The 16,633-nt window shown below is 61.1% G+C and carries 15 protein-coding genes, 1 tRNA gene and 2 riboswitches; of the genes, 10 read left to right on the top strand and 6 right to left on the bottom strand.

Translation table 11 applies throughout. The features are described 5' to 3' along the window. Positions 1-92: 92 nt before the first annotated feature. From ACWGXF_RS08005 to ACWGXF_RS07995, 3 genes are read right to left on the bottom strand one after another with little or no spacing between them, the layout of a single operon-like run. Positions 93-731, bottom strand: coding sequence for a hypothetical protein (locus ACWGXF_RS08005; RefSeq protein WP_452101829.1), 639 nt, complete (start codon positions 729-731; stop codon positions 93-95). Between the two features lie 60 nt (positions 732-791). Continuing rightward, a complete protein-coding gene (locus ACWGXF_RS08000) occupies positions 792-1,109 on the bottom strand; it encodes a hypothetical protein (RefSeq protein ID WP_452101828.1) in 318 nt (105 codons plus the stop codon). Further along, complete coding sequence (locus ACWGXF_RS07995) at positions 1,028-1,447, bottom strand: hypothetical protein (protein WP_370466720.1); 420 nt, start codon at positions 1,445-1,447, stop codon at positions 1,028-1,030. The genes ACWGXF_RS08000 and ACWGXF_RS07995 overlap by 82 nt, the downstream gene beginning before the upstream one ends. Positions 1,448-1,872: 425 nt before the next feature. Further along, positions 1,873-1,965: riboswitch (glycine riboswitch) on the top strand. A gap of 13 nt (positions 1,966-1,978) precedes the next feature. Then, a riboswitch (glycine riboswitch) is annotated at positions 1,979-2,098 on the top strand. Between the two features lie 52 nt (positions 2,099-2,150). Here ACWGXF_RS07995 and ACWGXF_RS07990 point away from each other — a divergent pair. Both ACWGXF_RS07990 and mnmC read left to right on the top strand, forming a co-directional pair. Beyond that, on the top strand, positions 2,151-2,816 hold the full coding sequence (locus ACWGXF_RS07990) for a trimeric intracellular cation channel family protein (protein ID WP_003069687.1): 666 nt from the start codon (positions 2,151-2,153) through the stop codon (positions 2,814-2,816). Positions 2,817-2,981: 165 nt separating this feature from the next. Next, positions 2,982-4,928, top strand: a complete 1,947-nt coding sequence (gene mnmC, locus ACWGXF_RS07985) for an FAD-dependent 5-carboxymethylaminomethyl-2-thiouridine(34) oxidoreductase MnmC (RefSeq protein WP_256631263.1) — start codon at positions 2,982-2,984, stop codon at positions 4,926-4,928. A gap of 76 nt (positions 4,929-5,004) precedes the next feature. Here the strand turns inward: mnmC and ACWGXF_RS07980 are convergent, their stop codons facing one another. After that, the gene (locus ACWGXF_RS07980) at positions 5,005-6,324 is read right to left on the bottom strand and encodes a hemolysin family protein (RefSeq protein ID WP_003069691.1); all 1,320 of its coding nucleotides are present in this window, start codon (positions 6,322-6,324) and stop codon (positions 5,005-5,007) included. Positions 6,325-6,608: 284 nt separating this feature from the next. Between ACWGXF_RS07980 and ACWGXF_RS07975 the strand changes: the two genes are divergently transcribed. The 7 genes from ACWGXF_RS07975 to ACWGXF_RS07945 all read left to right on the top strand — a co-directional run bounded on the left by ACWGXF_RS07975 (position 6,609) and on the right by ACWGXF_RS07945 (position 13,679). After that, positions 6,609-8,393, top strand: a complete 1,785-nt coding sequence (locus ACWGXF_RS07975; protein WP_003069693.1) for a nitrite/sulfite reductase — start codon at positions 6,609-6,611, stop codon at positions 8,391-8,393. Between the two features lie 24 nt (positions 8,394-8,417). After that, positions 8,418-8,804, top strand: coding sequence for a DUF934 domain-containing protein (locus ACWGXF_RS07970; protein ID WP_003080160.1), 387 nt, complete (start codon positions 8,418-8,420; stop codon positions 8,802-8,804). Continuing rightward, positions 8,801-9,448: a phosphoadenosine phosphosulfate reductase domain-containing protein gene (locus ACWGXF_RS07965; RefSeq protein ID WP_012839092.1), complete on the top strand. Its 648-nt coding sequence runs from the start codon at positions 8,801-8,803 to the stop codon at positions 9,446-9,448. The genes ACWGXF_RS07970 and ACWGXF_RS07965 overlap by 4 nt, the downstream gene beginning before the upstream one ends. A gap of 188 nt (positions 9,449-9,636) precedes the next feature. Further along, positions 9,637-10,569 (top strand): sulfate adenylyltransferase subunit CysD, encoded by a 933-nt coding sequence (cysD, locus tag ACWGXF_RS07960; RefSeq protein ID WP_003080167.1) that lies wholly within the window; start codon positions 9,637-9,639, stop codon positions 10,567-10,569. A gap of 161 nt (positions 10,570-10,730) precedes the next feature. Continuing rightward, positions 10,731-12,104 carry a sulfate adenylyltransferase subunit 1 gene (locus ACWGXF_RS07955; RefSeq protein ID WP_177340858.1) on the top strand — a complete coding sequence of 458 codons (1,374 nt, stop codon included), beginning with the start codon at positions 10,731-10,733 and terminating at the stop codon, positions 12,102-12,104. 141 nt (positions 12,105-12,245) lie between these two features. Continuing rightward, positions 12,246-12,575, top strand: coding sequence for a ferredoxin FdxA (fdxA, locus tag ACWGXF_RS07950; protein ID WP_003053491.1), 330 nt, complete (start codon positions 12,246-12,248; stop codon positions 12,573-12,575). Positions 12,576-12,611: 36 nt separating this feature from the next. Beyond that, positions 12,612-13,679 carry an NAD(P)/FAD-dependent oxidoreductase gene (locus ACWGXF_RS07945; RefSeq protein WP_256630917.1) on the top strand — a complete coding sequence of 356 codons (1,068 nt, stop codon included), beginning with the start codon at positions 12,612-12,614 and terminating at the stop codon, positions 13,677-13,679. Between the two features lie 136 nt (positions 13,680-13,815). Here the strand turns inward: ACWGXF_RS07945 and ACWGXF_RS07940 are convergent, their stop codons facing one another. Together ACWGXF_RS07940 and def are read right to left on the bottom strand one after the other, a co-directional pair. Then, positions 13,816-15,306, bottom strand: a complete 1,491-nt coding sequence (locus tag ACWGXF_RS07940) for a nucleobase:cation symporter-2 family protein (protein WP_003069706.1) — start codon at positions 15,304-15,306, stop codon at positions 13,816-13,818. 531 nt (positions 15,307-15,837) lie between these two features. Beyond that, the gene (gene def / locus ACWGXF_RS07935) at positions 15,838-16,377 is read right to left on the bottom strand and encodes a peptide deformylase (protein ID WP_041744249.1); all 540 of its coding nucleotides are present in this window, start codon (positions 16,375-16,377) and stop codon (positions 15,838-15,840) included. A 180-nt stretch (positions 16,378-16,557) separates the two neighbouring features. Here def and ACWGXF_RS07930 point away from each other — a divergent pair. Then, a tRNA-Asn gene (locus tag ACWGXF_RS07930) sits at positions 16,558-16,633 on the top strand.

The following is a 16,633-nucleotide window of genomic DNA, read 5'->3' as shown; positions in this document are numbered from 1 at the left end:
CTCAACTGCAAGAATCCTGTCTTCGTATGAGTACATGAACTACCTCCTGGTAGTCCAAGTTTTTGTCCGCATCCCCACCGGGGGCTAGTGGGTCACTTCTGGGTGGAAATCAACACACCCTCCTCAAGTACATCCGCACGGGCGACGTGGCCGCTGAGTATGCCTACCACCTGCTCTGGCGTAAGTCCGAAGTAGTTGCTGCACTGTTCTCTGGCCCAGTAGTTCACTTGCCTGATGTGAAGGCACTCTTGTCTACGTGGACCGGATTGAGCCCGGACCTGCATACGCTCTTCATCACTTGATCTCCAGAATTCGTCTTCCTCTTCAGCCAGCACATCCATGTCCTCCACCGCAGCGAAGAACGCACCAAAGCTGCGTATGTAGAGGGGGATCACCTGATCGAAAACATACTTCAGGTCGGCTCCATTTTTCGCAGAATTGAATTCGACAGTCATGTAGTCTTCAAGGCATGGAAGCGCCTCTGAATTTCGCCGATACCTCCGGCTTAAAAGTCCAATTTCAAGGCCACTGACCTCCTCGTGAAGTCGATAGCTCACTTCATGGATAGGCCAATCGGGGCGGTCTTCAAATGTGATGACATCCACATTCGCCAGCCCCCAAGGCGCAGGAAGCAAAGACAAACTCTGGCATAGCTTTGCGTAGATTTCAGCAGGACTTTCGTCAAAATCGAATACTCTGCAAACCCTGACAACGTTGGACGTATTTTTCATTTTCTCCGCTGCCGGACATTCATTCCGCTCGGACAGACCGAGTGGACTCCGAAATTCAATCTACGCTTTTCTGCCGCGCTTTTTCGCTCTGGCATCTGCAGGCAAGTACCGCTCGGCATACACACCATTTGGGTTCAGCACGGTCGCGGAACGATTCATGCGATGCCTTCTCCGAATTCGGATCGCTGAATCGGAAGGGGCGGAACGAAAAACCTGCACTCTCAGGGCGCCTCGAATGAGCCAATGCACGTTCCAGCCCAGATTACCGCTGGGGGCGTTGTTGCACAAATTGCCGGCTAAGGTGAGGTCCTGCGGCGCGGCGAGGATGCGCGTGGTGACGAAGCCGCGAACGACGACGACGTTCTGCACGCGCGCCATGACCATGTTGATGCCGCCGGTGCCGAGGCAGCGCCCCGTGGCGGGGTCATTGCCGGGGTCGGCCGCTCCGCTTTCAGAGACCAGAAGAATCTGTAGGCGTCTTCGCCATCAAGCCAGATACGTTCAATCGGGAAGCATGGCGTTTCTTCCGGTGGAAGCCGGTCCGGCGGCGGAGCCTGCGCCGGCTGCAACCGCACATCGGTCGCTGTCTCCTGCTTCTCGCGCAGTATCCGCTCACGCTCTTGCTGGCGCAGCAGCTCCTGCGCGGCGCTCTCCTGTTCGGCACTGTTTTTCGTTTGTGCGGACGCCGGCACCATCAGCGCCAGCAGGCCGAACAAGGCCCAACGCGCCTGTCGAAGCCAATCTCCCATCCCATCTCCTTTTGCAAGCGTGTGGAGACACGCTGCCTGCACGAACGCCGGGGTTCGCCGTGACCGTTTGATCTAAAGTGGGCAAGGATAGGAACGGACTCGATCGAGCGGTATAAGAAGATTCTTAAAAATGGCCGTGGGGATGCGCCGGTACGGCGCAGCGCTGGCCAAACGAAGTGCAACGGCCTTCGTTGCGACGAGCTTTGCGCTTTTTGGCCTTTGATGTCGCGCGTATGAGTTTTTCATGGCGGGCGGCTTCACAGACGAAGACGCGGGCTTGTGCGAGCCATGGCGGGTTCAGACCGGCCTTCCGCTCCCCCAGCCGGCAGCCGCAGAACCACATCAATACAGGTATTAACCCGAATAGAGTCGCTGAAACTGGCTAAAATCGCGCCCATCCCGCGGGAGAGCGGAGCCTTTCAAGGGTTCCCGCCGAAGGCGCAAACTCCCATAATCGCTCAGGCAATAAGTACCGCAGGTGGGTCTGACAGGACCCGGATATCGCCAACTGGAGAGCAGCCCGCAACCACAAGTCTGCAGGGCTCACCGAAGGGGCAAGCATGTCCACCGCGAAGGTGCTCATGCGCAACTCTCAGGTAAAAGGACAGCGGGAGAGGCAAGCCGGACACTCCCGCCGATGTGAGTGGCTGGTCTATTTTCAAGTGCCTTCATGCTTCCTTCCGTCTCTTTGCTGGACTCGTTCCAGGCCTCCAACTTCACCGTCATGCTGGTCATCTATCTGGTGGCCATTACCGCCGAAGCCATGTCCGGCGCACTCGCCGCAGGCAGGCGCAATATGGATATCTTCGGCGTCGTCGTCATCGCCTTTGTCACTGCCCTGGGAGGCGGCACCATCCGCGACATGGTGCTGGGCCACTACCCCATCGGCTGGACCCAACACCCTGAATATGTGTATCTGGTCATCAGCTTCGGTCTGCTGACCACCGTGATTGCACGCCATATGCACAGGCTCAAGCAGGTGTTTCTGCTGCTGGACGCCATGGGCCTGATCGCCTTTTCGCTGATCGGCTGCAATACCGCGCTGGAGCTGGGCTACCCCACCATCGTCATCATCATGGCCGGCATGATTACCGGCATCAGCGGCGGCATCTTGCGCGATGTGCTCTGCAACCAGGTCCCCGTGGTGTTCCGCCGCGAGCTGTATGCCAGCGTGTCGCTGTCGGTATGCCTGATGTTCCTGGGCCTGCGCTATCTGGATGTCAGCCCCAATATCAGCACCATCGTGTGTTTTGCCGGCGGCCTGGCCTTCCGTCTGGCCGCCATTCGTTTCAAATGGCGTCTGCCGGTTTTCTCGTACCAGCAGCGCTGGGAGTGATCGAGACTCCCCCCTGTGGCGCTGCGCGCCTTCCCCCCTCTCTTGCTACGCAGGAGGGGGACTCAGCCATCGCTGCGGGGCGGCCCTTGCTTGGCTGCTCTGAACTAGACTGCGCCATGCATCACCCATGTAGTTTCACTTTCCATGTCTGAACCGATCACATGGATGCCGGATGGCACCCCCTATAGTTCCAGATTCGGCGATCGCTATCACAGCGAGTTCGGCGGCCTCGACCAGGCCCGCCAGGTTTTTCTCGGTGGCTGCGATCTGCCAGTTGCCTGGGCCGATGCAGCGCAGTGGCGCATTCTGGAAACCGGCTTTGGCTTCGGCCTGAATTTCCTGGTCACATGGGCGGCATGGAAGGCCGATCCCAGACGCCCGCGCATTCTGCATTTTGTCTCGGTGGAGGCCTACCCTGTCTCGCGCGAGGATCTGCTCGCGTTTTTGCCGGCCGATGAGGTACTGCGCGCGCTTGGCGAACAACTGGCCGAGCAATGGTGGGGACTGCTGCCGGGCGTGCATCGCCTTTCCTTTGATGACGGCCAGGTGCTGCTGACGCTCTATATAGGCGATGCCAGGACCATGCTGCGCAAACAGCAGATGACGGCGGACAGCGTGTATCTGGATGGCTTCTCTCCCCAGCTCAACCCCGAGATGTGGGATGAAGATGCCATGAAGAACATTGCCCGCCATTGCCGCCGGGGCACGCAGCTTGCCACCTGGTGCGTGACCGGCCATGTGCGCCTGGCGCTCAAGGCTCAGGGTTTTGAAGTCAAGAAGCGCGCTGGCGTGCCGCCCAAGCGCCATAACCTGCATGCAGCCTACAACCCGGCCTGGGAGCCACGCCATCGCCCTGACGGCCTGCCTGCACCCGTGGGCCAGGCCGGCCGCTGCCTGGTGCTGGGTGCAGGCCTGGCTGGTGCCGCCGCTGCCGCCAGCCTGGCAAGACGCGGCTGGGAAGTGACGGTGCTGGATGCTGCGGCCGAGCCTGCGGCAGGAGCATCAGGCCTGCCAGCCGGCTTGTTTTGCCCGCATATTTCGCCCGATGACAGTGTTCTATCGCGCCTGTCCAGAAGTGGCGTGCGCACAACGCTACAAAATCTGCAGCAACTGAGCCAAGCGCAAAAGTTGCATCCAGCCCAGGACTGGGCCCATGGCGGCGTGCTGGAGCATGACCTGAACGAGCCTTCCCATCTGCCCAGGTCATGGCTGCAACCCGGCAGCGAGACCAGCCCCTGGGGCCTGCACTGGAGTGCGCCTGCGCAGCTGGCTCAGCTGGCTGCGGCAAAGCTGCCTGCAGACAGCCACGCTGTCTGGCATGAGCAGGCTGGCTGGGTACGCCCCGCACAACTGGTGCGCGCGCTGCTGCAAGCCCCCGGGATTCATTGGCAGGGCCATGCCCGAGCTTCACGGCTGATGCGCGATGAAGTGCGCAACATCTGGCAGGTGCTGGATGCGCAGAGCCAGACCCTGGCCGAAGCCCCCATGCTGGTGCTGGCCCTGGGCCCGGACACCAAGCCCTTGTTACAGGCCAGCGGCCTGGCAGCAGGAGAATGGGAGCTGCAAGCCATACGCGGCCAGGTCAGCGTGGCCGAGCATGATGCAGGGACGCTTGCGGCCATGCCGCCCTTCCCTGTCAACGGTCATGGCAATCTGGTGCCGGACTTCCCTTCGGCCGACCGGGCCGGCTCGCACCAGTGGATCATGGGATCGACCTTCGAGCGCGATGTGACCGAGCTGCCGCCCACGGCTGCCGACCAGCAGGCCGCCCATGCCAGCAATGGCGAAAAGCTGGGCGCTTTGCTGCCCGGCTGCAGGCAGGCGCTGGGCTCCTTCTTCGATGCGAACCAGCGGCCCGCCACCTGGGCGCGCCTGCGTTGCGCGGCCTATGACCGTCTGCCGCTGGCAGGCCCCGCCGGGCAGTCGGCCACCGATCTACCGGGCCTGTGGGTGCTGACGGGGCTGGGCTCACGCGGGTTGACGCTGTCCATGCTATGCGGCGAGCTGCTGGCGGCACGCCTGCATGGCGAGCCGCTGCCGCTGGATGCCAGACTGGCTCAGGCCCTGGGTACGCAGCGCCTGTGGAGCCGCTCCCTTCAGCAGCCCAGGTAGGCCACTGGCGAAAAAAAGCACGCAGCGCTTACGGAGAAGTGCTGCGTGCCATTTCGGGCCTGATTCTGAAGCCGGGTTATTCGCTGCTTAACGATGCCACGGTGACCAGGGGCTCGAGCCTGGTCGCCAGTACCTTGTCCAGCGTCTTGCCGTCCATGTCCACGACTTCAAAGCGCCAGTCTTCCCACTCCACCACGTCGGCTTCGGTGGGCACGCGGCCCAGCAGCAGCATGATCATGCCGCTCAGGGTGTGATAGCGGCCGCGCTCTTCCTCGGGAACGGTATGCAGGCTCAGGCGGTCCTTGAGTTCGGGCACGGGAATATGGCCGTCCAGCAGCCAGCTGCCGTCTTCGCGCTGCACGGCCCAGCTGGTTTCGGGATCACGCGGCTGGAATTCGCCGGTAATCGCCTCGATCAGGTCCTGCAGCGTGACAATGCCCTGCACCTCGCCGTACTCGTCGATCACAAAGGCCATATGCAGATCGGAGGTGCGGAAGTTGTCCAGCAGCTCCATGCCGGTAATGGTCTCGGGCACATAGAGGGCAGCCTGCAGAGGCTGGTCCTTGAGCGCCTGCCTGCCCTTGTTGAGCAAGGCCTGCGTCAGCCACTGTCGGGCGTTGAGCACGCCCACGATATTGTTCATATCGCCGCGCACGACCGGAAAGCGCGCATGGTCGGCCTGCTCGACACGGGCCAGAGTCTCTTCCAGGCTCTCGTCGATATCGAGACAGATGACATCGCTGCGCGGCACCATCAGCGAGCCGATCTGGCGGTCGTCCAGACGGAACACATTGCGCACCATGGTGTGCTCTTGCGACTCGATCACGCCGGCCGTGTGGCCTTCCACCAAAATGGCCTGGATTTCCTCTTCGGTCACCACGCTGCCATTGCTTTCCTTGACGCCCAGAACCTTGAGCAGGCCGCGCGTCGATGCCGACAGCAGCCAGACAAAGGGTTTGGTGGCCAGGGCCAGGAAGTTGATGGGACGCGAGATCAGGCGCGCCAGGGCCTCGGGATGGGTCTGACCCAGGCGCTTGGGAACCAGCTCGCCCACAACGATGGAGAAGTAGGTGATCAGCACCACCACCAGGCCGGTGGAGAGGTAGTCGGCGTATTTCTGGGTCATGCCCAGGGTGATCAGCCAGTTCTCCAGCGGGCCGGCCAGAGCCGCCTCGCCGACGATGCCGTTGAGCACCCCGATGGAGGTGATACCAATCTGGATGGTGGAGAGGAAACGCGTTGGATCCTCTCCCAATTTGATAGCAGCTGCCGCGCCGCTGTCGCCCTCATCCACCAGTTTCTGCATGCGGGTTTTGCGGGCGGTAACCAGCGCAATTTCCGACATGGCGAAGACGCCGTTCAGACAGATGAGAGCGAAAAGTATGGCTATTTCCATAGTCAGGCACCCGCTTTCAATCCAGGCGCCTCAATCATTGAACAAGCCTTGATTCTAGAGAATGCCCGGCACAGGGGCGCTCACAAAATGCAAGCGCGCAGAAAGGAAATTGGTTCAGGAGCTCCGTAAGAGCGTTCTGGCAGCTCTTCACATATTCATTCAGATATATATGAAGCACTAAATAATCGTTTGTTTTTATATAAAGCCTCTCTACAGTTCTGACCAACGATCAAAGTGCAATGCCACCCGAGGCAAGGCATCCGCTCCACGGAAGAACTGAAGACATGTATCAATACACCGATTTCGACAAAGCGTTCGTCAAGCAACGCGCCGACCAGTTCCGTGACCAGCTCCAACGCTGGCAGGCAGGCAAGCTCACGGAAGACGATTTCCGCCCGCTGCGCCTGCAAAACGGCTGGTATGTGCAGCGCTACGCCCCCATGCTGCGCGTGGCCGTGCCCTACGGCGAAATCAACTCGGCCCAGATCCGCGTGCTGGCCAAGGTGGCCCGTGAGTACGACGAGCCCGAGGCCGAAGTCTTCAAACAGGCTCTGGAAGGCCAGGGCAAGCTGGGCACGACCTATCTGCCCAAGAACTGCGCCCACTTCACCACTCGCACCAATGTGCAGTTCAACTGGATTCCGCTGAGCAAGTCCGCCGATGTGATGGATCTGCTGGCATCGGTGAACCTGCACGGCATCCAGACCAGCGGCAACTGCATCCGCAACACCACCACCGATGCGCTGGCCGGTATCGCACCCGACGAGATCATCGATCCCCGTCCCTACGCAGAAATCCTGCGCCAGTGGACCACGCTGCACCCCGAGTTCGCGTTTCTGCCACGCAAGTTCAAGATCGCCATCACCGGCGCCAGCGAAGACCGCGCCGCCACGGGCTGGCATGACGTGGGCCTGCACATGGTCAAGAACGAAGCCGGCGAGATCGGCTTCAAGGTCTTCGTGGGCGGCGGCATGGGCCGCACGCCCGTGATCGGCACCGTGATCCGCGAGTTCCTGCCCTGGAACCAGATCATGAATTACATCGAGGCCATCGTCCGCGTCTACAACGAGCTGGGCCGCCGCGACAACAAGTACAAGGCCCGTATCAAGATTCTGGTCAAGGCCGAAGGCCAGGCCTATATCGATGCCGTGGAAGAGGAATTCCGCCAGATCGTCGAAGTGGACGGCGGCCCTCACACCGTGCCCCAGGCCGAGTTCGATCGCGTGTCTGCCATGTTCACCACGCCCGCTCTGCCCGTGGTGGCCGATGCCGCAGGCGATGAGCAGGCCCTGATTGCCCAGACCGCCAAGGAACCTGCTTTTGCACGCTGGATTGCCCGCAACGTCCACGCCCACCGCGTGGCCGGTCTGCGCGCCGTGACCCTGTCCTTCAAGCGTGTGGGCCAGGCCCCCGGCGATGCGCAAAGCGAACAGCTCGACGCACTGGCTCATCTGGTGGACAAGTTCTCCGCCGGCGAAGCCCGCGTGACGCACGACCAGAACGTGATGCTGCCCTGGGTGCAGGTCGGACAGCTGCATGCACTGTGGACCGAAGCCAAGGCACTGGGCCTGGCCAGCACCAATGTGGCGCTGCTCACCGACATGATCGCCTGCCCCGGCGGCGACTTCTGCGCGCTGGCCAATGCCCGCAGCCTGCCGATTGCCGACGCCATCACGGCCCGCTACCAGGATCTGGACGAGCTGGACGACATCGGCGAGATCGATCTGCACATCAGCGGCTGCATCAACAGCTGCGGCCACCACCACAGCGGCCATATCGGCATTCTGGGCGTGGATAAGGACGGCAAGGAGTGGTATCAGGTCACGCTGGGCGGCTCCGACGGCTCGACCCTGTCCGGCCAGGCCGTGGCCGGCAAGGTCATCGGCCCCTCGTTCAGCGCAGCCGAGGTGCCCGATGTGATCGAAGCCGTGCTCAGCACCTATCGCGACCTGCGCCAGCCCGGCGAGCACTTCATCGACGCCGTGCGCCGCATCGGCCTGGACCCCTTCAAGGAAGCCGGCAAGGCAGCCCGCCACCCTGTGGAAGCCGAAGAAGAAGCGCTGGCCTGAAGCCATAAGAACAAGGATAGAGTCATGAAAATTCTGGCAAGCAACGAATACCAGGCCCCCAGCGAGAGCACCGGCAATGTGCTGGTGCTGGCCAACGATGTAAACGCCCTTGAGGTGAATCTGGACGGCATCACGCAGGTGGATCTGCATTTCCCCAACTTCACCGACGGCCGCGCCTTCAGCCAGGCCTACCTGCTGCGCCGTCGTCTGAAGTTTGCGGGCGACATCCGTGCCACCGGCGATGTGCTGATCGACCAGCTGGTTCAAATGGAGCGCACGGGCTTCAGCAGCGCCGTGCTGCGCGAAGGCGTGGACGCCGCCGATGCCCAGCGCCAGTTCGAGCGCTTTGGCGGTTTCTACCAGGCCGATGCCGTGCACACACAGCCCCATTTCGTAGAGGTGCAAGCATGAGCCAGCTCGCCCCCGTAAGCACCCTCGACCTGGATCTGGCACAAATCAATGCCGAACTGGGCCGCGACGCCCAGGCGCTGGTGAACTGGGCCGTGGGCCTGGATCAGCCCACCATAGTCACCACCAACTTCCGCCCCTTCGAGGCGGTGATTCTGCACATGGTCACGCGCGCTAACCCCGACGTGCCCGTGGTCTGGATGGACAACGGCTACAACACCGAAGCCACCTATCGGTTTGCCGATGCGGTGACCAAGCAGCTTGGGCTCAACCTCAAGATCTACCTGCCGCTGCGCTCACGCGCCCACCGCGAGGCTGTGGAAGGCGCCACGCCGGCGCTGGACGATCCGCGCCATGCGGCCTTCACAGAAGAAGTGAAGCTGGAGCCCTTTGCCCGCGCCCTGCGCGAAACAGCACCCAAGGTCTGGTTCACCGCCCTGCGCGCCACCGACACCGCCGTGCGAGCACAGATGGAGCCCGTGAGCATCAATCCCGACGGTCTGATCAAGGTTGCGCCGCTGCTGCACTGGTCGTCCAAGGAGCTGTACGAATACTGCGAAAAGCACGGCCTGCCCAACAACTTTGACTATGTGGACCCGACCAAGGGTGAAGACAACCGCGAATGCGGCCTGCATATATCTCACTGAGCCCCTGAGCCGCTTTGCGGCTTCCCCCTTTCTCGCTGTGCGGAAGGGGGACGACAGCATCGCGGCGGGGCGGCCCTTGCTCGCTGCCTCTTGTTCAGCTTGCGCCAGCTTTTAGGTCTTGCTTAATAAAAAGATAGCTGCTAGCCAAATATCCATAAGCGCTACAGCATTATTTGATTGGATAAAAAATGAACGCTCGTGTGGATACTTCCGTGTTGAGCCATCTCAGCAACCGCCACCTGGATGCACTGGAAGAAGAAACCATTTTCATCCTGCGCGAAGTGGCCGCGACTTTTGAACGCCCCACCCTGCTGTTTTCGGGCGGCAAGGATTCGCTGGTCATGCTGCGCTGCGCCGAAAAGGCCTTCGGCGCGGGCCGCATTCCCTATCCCTTGCTGATGATCGACACCGGCCACAACTTCCCCGAAGTGACCGATTTCCGCGACCAGCGAGCCAAGGAATTGGGCGCCGAGCTGATCGTGCGCAGCGTGGAAGACTCCATGGCGCGCGGCACCGTGCGTCTGGCACACCCTGGCGAATCGCGCAATGTGCACCAGTCGGTGACGCTGCTGGAGGCGATTGACGAGTTCCGCTTCGATGCCCTGATCGGCGGCGCGCGCCGCGACGAGGAAAAGGCCCGCGCCAAGGAGCGCATCTTCAGCCACCGCGACAGCTTCGGCCAGTGGCAACCCAAGGCTCAGCGCCCCGAGCTGTGGACGCTGTTCAACACCCGCATTGCACAGGGCGAGCATTTCCGCGTCTTCCCCATCAGCAACTGGACCGAGCTGGACGTGTGGCAGTACATCGCCCGTGAAAACATCGCCCTGCCATCGATCTACTACACCCACAAGCGCGATGTGGTGGAGCGCAAGGGCCTGCTGGTACCCGTGACCGAACTGACCCCGCCGCGTGACGGCGAGGAAGTCGTGCAGCGCGATGTGCGCTTCCGTACCGTGGGCGACATCACCTGCACCTGCCCCGTGGAAAGCACGGCAGCAACGGCCGAAGACATCGTGATCGAGACTCTGGCCGCCGAGGTCAGCGAACGTGGCGCGACGCGCATGGATGACAAGACCAGCGAAGCGTCCATGGAAAAGCGCAAGAAAGACGGTTACTTCTAACGCTCCCCCTGTGGCGCTATCGCGCCTTCCCCCTCTCTCGTCAGGCTTCGCCTTCGGGAGGGGGACGACACCAGCGCGGCGGGACGGCCCTTGCGCGGTGTCCGGGGTTGGGCCATGCCTGTTCAAGGATCACGCCCAGGCTTGATCGAAGAAAGAATGCGATGACTGAAACTATTAATTCCGTAGCTGCTAGCGCAAATCCATCAAGCGCTTCAGGCCAATTTGATGCACATAACAGCAGCGCGCTGCGCTTTATCACCTGCGGCTCGGTCGATGACGGCAAGAGCACGCTGATCGGTCGCCTGCTGGTGGACACCCGCGCCGTGCTGCAGGATCAGTTGGCCGGCGTCACCAAGTCCGGCGAGACGGACCTGGCCCTGCTGACCGACGGCCTGGCCGCCGAGCGCGAGCAAGGCATCACGATCGATGTGGCCTACCGCTACTTCGCCACCGAGTCGCGCAAGTTCATCATCGGCGACGCTCCCGGTCACGAGCAGTACACACGCAATATGGTGACGGCAGCATCGAGTGCCGATGCCGCCGTGGTGTTGGTCGATGCCACCAAGCTGGACTGGAAGAATGCCGATCTGGAGCTGCTGCCCCAGACCCGCCGCCACAGCCTGCTGGCCCATCTGCTGCGCGTGAATTCACTGGTGTTTGCCGTCAACAAGCTCGACGCCGTGCAGGACCCGGCCCTGGCCTTTGCCCATATCAGCGCCGCGCTGCAGAAGTTCACTGCCTCCGCAGACATCAAGATCACGGCCACCGTGCCCGTGTCCGCGCTCAAGGGCTACAACGTGGTCAACAGCACTGACGGCTGGGCCGGCTACCACGGCCCCAGCCTGCTGCAACTGCTGGAACAGCTGCCCAACACGCCCACCGACACCGATCTGGCGCTGGCCTTCCCCGTGCAGTGGGTGGAAAAGTTCTCTTCTTCGTCCGACACCAGCCAGGGTCGCCGCGTGTTCTGGGGCCGTGTCGCCACGGGCGTGGCCCGGGTCGGTGCCCAGGTGCAGATTCTGCCCAGCGGCCAGCTCGCGACCGTGGCCCAGGTCATAGACCACGCCCGCGCGCCCAAGGAAGTGGCTGCCGGCCTGTCCGCAGGCATCACGCTGGACCGCGAGGTCGATGTCTCGCGCGGCGACTGGATTGTTGCCGCGCCCGTGCAGGCCGAAGTGGCCGAGGATGATTTTGATGCCCCTGCTGCCGCAAGCCCCTGGCCCAGCAGCCGCGAGATCACTGCCACCGTGGCCTGGATGGACACCGAACCCCTGGTGCCCGGTCGCGTTTACTGGGCGCTGCATGGCCATCGCTGGGTCAAGGCCAAGGCGCGCCGCTTGGTGCACCGCCTCAATATCAATACACTGGACAAGGAAGACGCCCAGCAGCTCGAGGCCAATGCCATCGGCCAGGTGGAGCTGGTGCTGCAGGAAGCCATTCCGGCCGCCCCCTTTACCCAAGCCCGCCAGCTGGGCTCGCTGATTCTGGTGGACACCGCCAGCAATGCAACAGCCGGTGCCGCACTGGTGAACTGAAGCTGAAGACAAGGCCGCAACTGCGATCTGGCCGCCAAACCAGATCTCCATACGGCCTTATCCAGCCAGGCACTGGCGCTGCGCGGGAAAAAACCTAAAATCACGGGGTTTTACCAATCCCACCCAAGAAGAAGATTCTCAATGACTCACGTCGTTACCGAAAACTGCATCAAGTGCAAGTACACCGATTGCGTGGACGTTTGCCCCGTGGACTGCTTCCGTGAAGGCCCCAACTTTCTGGTGATCGATCCCGATGAATGCATCGACTGCGCCGTCTGCATTCCCGAGTGCCCGGCCAATGCCATCTTTGCCGAAGAAGATGTGCCTGCCGATCAACTGGCCTTCATCAAGCTGAACGTGGATCTGTCCCAGCTCAAGAGCTGGAAGAGCATCACCAAGCGCAAGGCTTCGCTGCCCGACGCCGACGAGTGGAATGGCAAGCCGAACAAAGTGGATTTGCTGGAGCGCTAAGCCGGTCAGTGCGCGGACTGCGCTACGCTTGCCTGCATGAGCCTGTCCAACGCAACGACCAACGCTTCCCTCTCACTACAACCCGCCGTGGAAACCGACGCCATCATCATTGGCGCAGGTCCGGCGGGTTTGTTTCAGGCCTTTCAGCTTGGCCTGCAGGGCATTCAAGCCCATTTGATCGATGCCCTGCCCCATGTGGGTGGCCAGTGCAGCCAGCTCTACGCGCACAAGCCCATCTACGACATTCCCGGCATTCCGGTCTGCACGGGCCTGGAGCTGGTGCAACTGCTGGAGAAGCAGATCTCGCCCATGCAGGTGAACCGCCATCTGTCCCAGCAAGTACAGACTCTGCAAGCCCTCAACGACGGACGCTGGCAGATCGGCACCACGGCAGGCGCAATGTTCCACACCCGTACCGTCTTCATCGCCGCAGGCGTCGGCGCGTTCGTGCCCAAGGCCCTCAAGGCGCCAGGAGTGGATGAGCTCGGCACGGGTCAGCTGCACTATCACCCGCAGCAGTTGGATATGGCCGCTGGCCACCAGGTGCTGATCTATGGCGGCGATGAGGACGCCGTAGCAGCTGCCATTGCCTGCAGTTCAAGCGCGGCCAGAACCGTTCTCATGCATCGCCGTGACAGCTTCAATGCCGAGCCGGCGCAACTGGCCCGGCTGCAGCAATTGCGCGAATCTGGCACCGTCGAAGTGCTGATCGGCCAGATCACCGAAGTGCGGCACGGCGATGGTCGACTGGAGGCCGTGCAATGGATGGACGGCGAAGGCGACGAGCACCTGCAGCCTGTCGAACAGTTGCTGGTCTACCAGGGCATTTCACCCAAGCTGGGCCCCTTGACGGACTGGGGTCTGGCGCTGGAGCGCAAACAGCTGGCCGTGGATCCGGCAACGCTTGCCACCAGCGCCCCGGGGATTTATGCCATTGGCGACATCGTCAGCTACAACGGCAAGAAACGGCTGATCCTCTGCGCCTTCCACGAAGCCACCATGGCCGCGTTTGCCGCCGCCGAATACCTGCAAGGCAGCAAGCCTTTGCTGGAGTACACGACGACCAGCGCGCGCCTGCATGCCATCTTGGGCGTGTCTCACTGAAGGGCCGCCAGTGTCCTGCCTCGGACTCCTTGGAGTCCTCAGCTTTTGAGCCTGGCATAAAAAAACCGCTATCCCTCGGGATAGCGGTGTAAATCACGACGGGGTCAGACCCCACCGCGCGCACTTTGATCTCGGCTCAGTGGCCATGTGCCGGCTTGACCGGAATGATGGGCACTTCCTTGCCTTCCTTGTCGTAGACCTTGCCACCTTCGACGCGGTCGCCATCGGCCAGGGCTTCCAGCACATGTTGGCTCAGGGCGCGGCCATAGCCGGCTTCAAAGACGGAAGGCTGATCGGAATTGCCTTGCTTGAAGTGGTTGTAGAGCAGGTTCAGGGTCACGGCAACCAGGGCCGTTGCGCTGATGCCCGAGTGAAAGATCGTGGCAAACCATGCGGGGAACTGGTCATAGAACTTGGGAGCCACCACCGGCAGCAGACCCGCGCTCACCGAGGTGGCAACAATGATCAGATTCATATTGTTGTTGTATTCCACCTTGGCCAGGGTACGGATGCCGCTGGCAGCCACGGTACCGAACAGCACCAGACCGGCACCGCCCAGCACGGACGGAGGCACGCAGGCCACGATGCGGCCCATCACCGGCAGCACGCCAAACACGATCAGGATCAGGCCGGAGAAAGCCACCACGAAACGGCTCTTGATTCCGGTCACGGCCACCAGACCCACGTTCTGTGCAAAAGCGCTTTGCGTGAAGCCGCCGAAGATGGGAGCCACGATGCTGGAGAGCATGTCGGCGCGCAGACCATCACCCAGACGGCGACCGTCCACGGGGCTGTCCACGATTTCGCCCACGGCCAGCACGTCGGCCGAGGTTTCCACCAGGATCACCAGAATCACGATGAACATGGAGATGGTGGCAGCCATGTCGAAAGTGGGCCAGCCGAAGTGCAAAGGCGTAGGCACCGCAAAAATGGGGCCGTTGAACACCTGGGAGAAATCGGCCTTGCCGATGAAGACGGCCGTGATGGTGCCCACCACGATCGCCACCAGAATCGACAGGCGCGACAGCATGGCATTGCCCAGCTTGCTGAACAGCAGCACCATGAACAGCGACAGACCGGCCAGGCCGATATTGCCCATGCTGCCGTAATCAGCCGACTTGGCATTGCCGCCCATGGCCCAATGCGCAGCCACAGGCATCAGCGACATGCCGATCACCGTGATCACGCAGCCGTTGACCAGCGGCGGGAAGAATTTGGTGATGCGCGAAAAAACCGGCGCAATGATCAGACCCAGTACCGAGGCGTACATGACGGCTCCCAGCACGCCCTGCATGCCGCCCCCGGTGTGCAGAATGCTGACCATGGTGGCCACGCCTGCGAACGAAACGCCTTGAACCAGCGGCAGACGGCAGCCGAAGAAAGGGATGCCCAGGGTCTGCAGCAAGGTTGCCACACCACCCATGAACAGGCAGGCGGTCACCAGCAGACCGGCATCGGCAGCAGACATGCCAGCCGCTTCAGCGACGATCAGAGGCACCGCCACGATGCCGCCGTACATGGTCAACACATGTTGCAAGCCATACATGAGGTTGGCGGTGACGCCAAGATTCTCATCTTCGGGGCGCTTGACGGCCGCATCCCTGGATGCTCCGGTCTGATCGTTCATCTTTGTCTCCTAAATTACCTACTCACCAAGGCTCTAGAGGCCTTTCGCTCTGTCCGGTCGACTTGCAGCAACTCTTTCCGGCAGCGATCTTTTCCGATCGCCCCGGCGAGGCCTTGTGCTGCAGCCAGTCGCTCTTCTTCGAGAGCGATCCGACCTATGGAAAAGAGCAAACCACTCTTTCATTCACCCAAGTCAGTCTTTCAATCTCCTTTGATTGCAGGACATCCGCCAGACGGACTATTCCATTACGCAATCAAAGCCATACCCAGAAGGGCATGAGTCGAGACTTTACGTTGCCAGAAGACCAAAATTGTCTACAGTTTTGTATACAAAGTGCTGACCAGAACCTTTCCAAAGCAAAAAAGCACACCCATTGGCTGCGATCTGGTACCGGAAATTGACGCAGATCATGCCCATCAAGGCATTCATGCCCTCTATAAAGAACAAAAGGATGCAAGACACATTCCCAGTTGTGTCTTGCATCCAGCAGAGAAGAGAAAAAAGAGATCTGGAGCGCTTGTCAGTGGCCGATCAGTCTTCCTCGGCCTGAGCGATGCCGGGAAACAGTACATCGGTAAAGCCGAAACAAGTGAAATCGCGCACCCTCATCGGATAGAGCTTGCCCCAGAGGTGGTCGCACTCATGCTGGACCACGCGCGCGTGAAAGCCATCGACCGTGCGGTCAATCGGGTCGCCGTAGATATCAAAGCCGGTGTAGCGCACCTTGTTCCAGCGTGGCACCATGGCTCGCAGACCCGGAACAGACAGACAGCCTTCCCAATCCAGCTGCTCCTCTTCACCGATGGGTGTGATGACTGGATTGATCAGCACGGTACGAGGCACTATGGGGGCATCCGGATAACGGGGATTGGGCTCACCCGAGCCAAACACCACCATCTGCAAATCCTCGCCGATCTGCGGCGCCGCCAGGCCGGCACCGTTGGCAGCATGCATGGTGTCCAGCAAATCCTTAAGAAGCAGATGCAGCGCATCCGTATCAAATTCAGTCACCGGCTTGGCAAGTCTCAGCAGACGGGGATCACCCATCTTCAAAATGGTACGTACAGTCATATATCAATACGGCGTGCAGCAACCACCGGGTCACCGCACTGTTCAATCATCAAAAGCATAGCGTCGCCACCAATCCACGTGAACGGTGCGGCCAGTTCGAGCATCAGGCACAGAGAATTTAATGAAATTGTGATGAACTTCCTGCGAGCCCATTTTTACACCCTATAATCTAGGTCTTCTTCCTCAATAGCTCAGTCGGTAGAGCGCCGGACTGTTAATCCGTAGGTCCCTGGTTCGAGCCCAGGTTGAGGAGCCA

This window comes from Comamonas sp. HJ-2, from assembly GCF_053615495.1.
The sequence above is the reverse complement of the archived record's forward strand: the minus strand, read 5'-3'. Positions and strand labels throughout refer to the sequence as shown.

Coding starts and splice junctions, on each gene's coding strand:
- ACWGXF_RS08005 (WP_452101829.1), bottom strand. CDS start 731: ATGAAAAATACGTCCAACGTTGTCAGGGTTTGCAGAGTATTCGATTTT.
- ACWGXF_RS08000 (WP_452101828.1), bottom strand. CDS start 1,109: ATGGCGCGCGTGCAGAACGTCGTCGTCGTTCGCGGCTTCGTCACCACG.
- ACWGXF_RS07990 (WP_003069687.1), top strand. CDS start 2,151: ATGCTTCCTTCCGTCTCTTTGCTGGACTCGTTCCAGGCCTCCAACTTC.
- mnmC (WP_256631263.1), top strand. CDS start 2,982: ATGCCGGATGGCACCCCCTATAGTTCCAGATTCGGCGATCGCTATCAC.
- ACWGXF_RS07980 (WP_003069691.1), bottom strand. CDS start 6,324: ATGGAAATAGCCATACTTTTCGCTCTCATCTGTCTGAACGGCGTCTTC.
- ACWGXF_RS07975 (WP_003069693.1), top strand. CDS start 6,609: ATGTATCAATACACCGATTTCGACAAAGCGTTCGTCAAGCAACGCGCC.
- ACWGXF_RS07970 (WP_003080160.1), top strand. CDS start 8,418: ATGAAAATTCTGGCAAGCAACGAATACCAGGCCCCCAGCGAGAGCACC.
- ACWGXF_RS07965 (WP_012839092.1), top strand. CDS start 8,801: ATGAGCCAGCTCGCCCCCGTAAGCACCCTCGACCTGGATCTGGCACAA.
- cysD (WP_003080167.1), top strand. CDS start 9,637: ATGAACGCTCGTGTGGATACTTCCGTGTTGAGCCATCTCAGCAACCGC.
- ACWGXF_RS07955 (WP_177340858.1), top strand. CDS start 10,731: ATGACTGAAACTATTAATTCCGTAGCTGCTAGCGCAAATCCATCAAGC.
- fdxA (WP_003053491.1), top strand. CDS start 12,246: ATGACTCACGTCGTTACCGAAAACTGCATCAAGTGCAAGTACACCGAT.
- ACWGXF_RS07945 (WP_256630917.1), top strand. CDS start 12,612: ATGAGCCTGTCCAACGCAACGACCAACGCTTCCCTCTCACTACAACCC.
- ACWGXF_RS07940 (WP_003069706.1), bottom strand. CDS start 15,306: ATGAACGATCAGACCGGAGCATCCAGGGATGCGGCCGTCAAGCGCCCC.
- def (WP_041744249.1), bottom strand. CDS start 16,377: ATGACTGTACGTACCATTTTGAAGATGGGTGATCCCCGTCTGCTGAGA.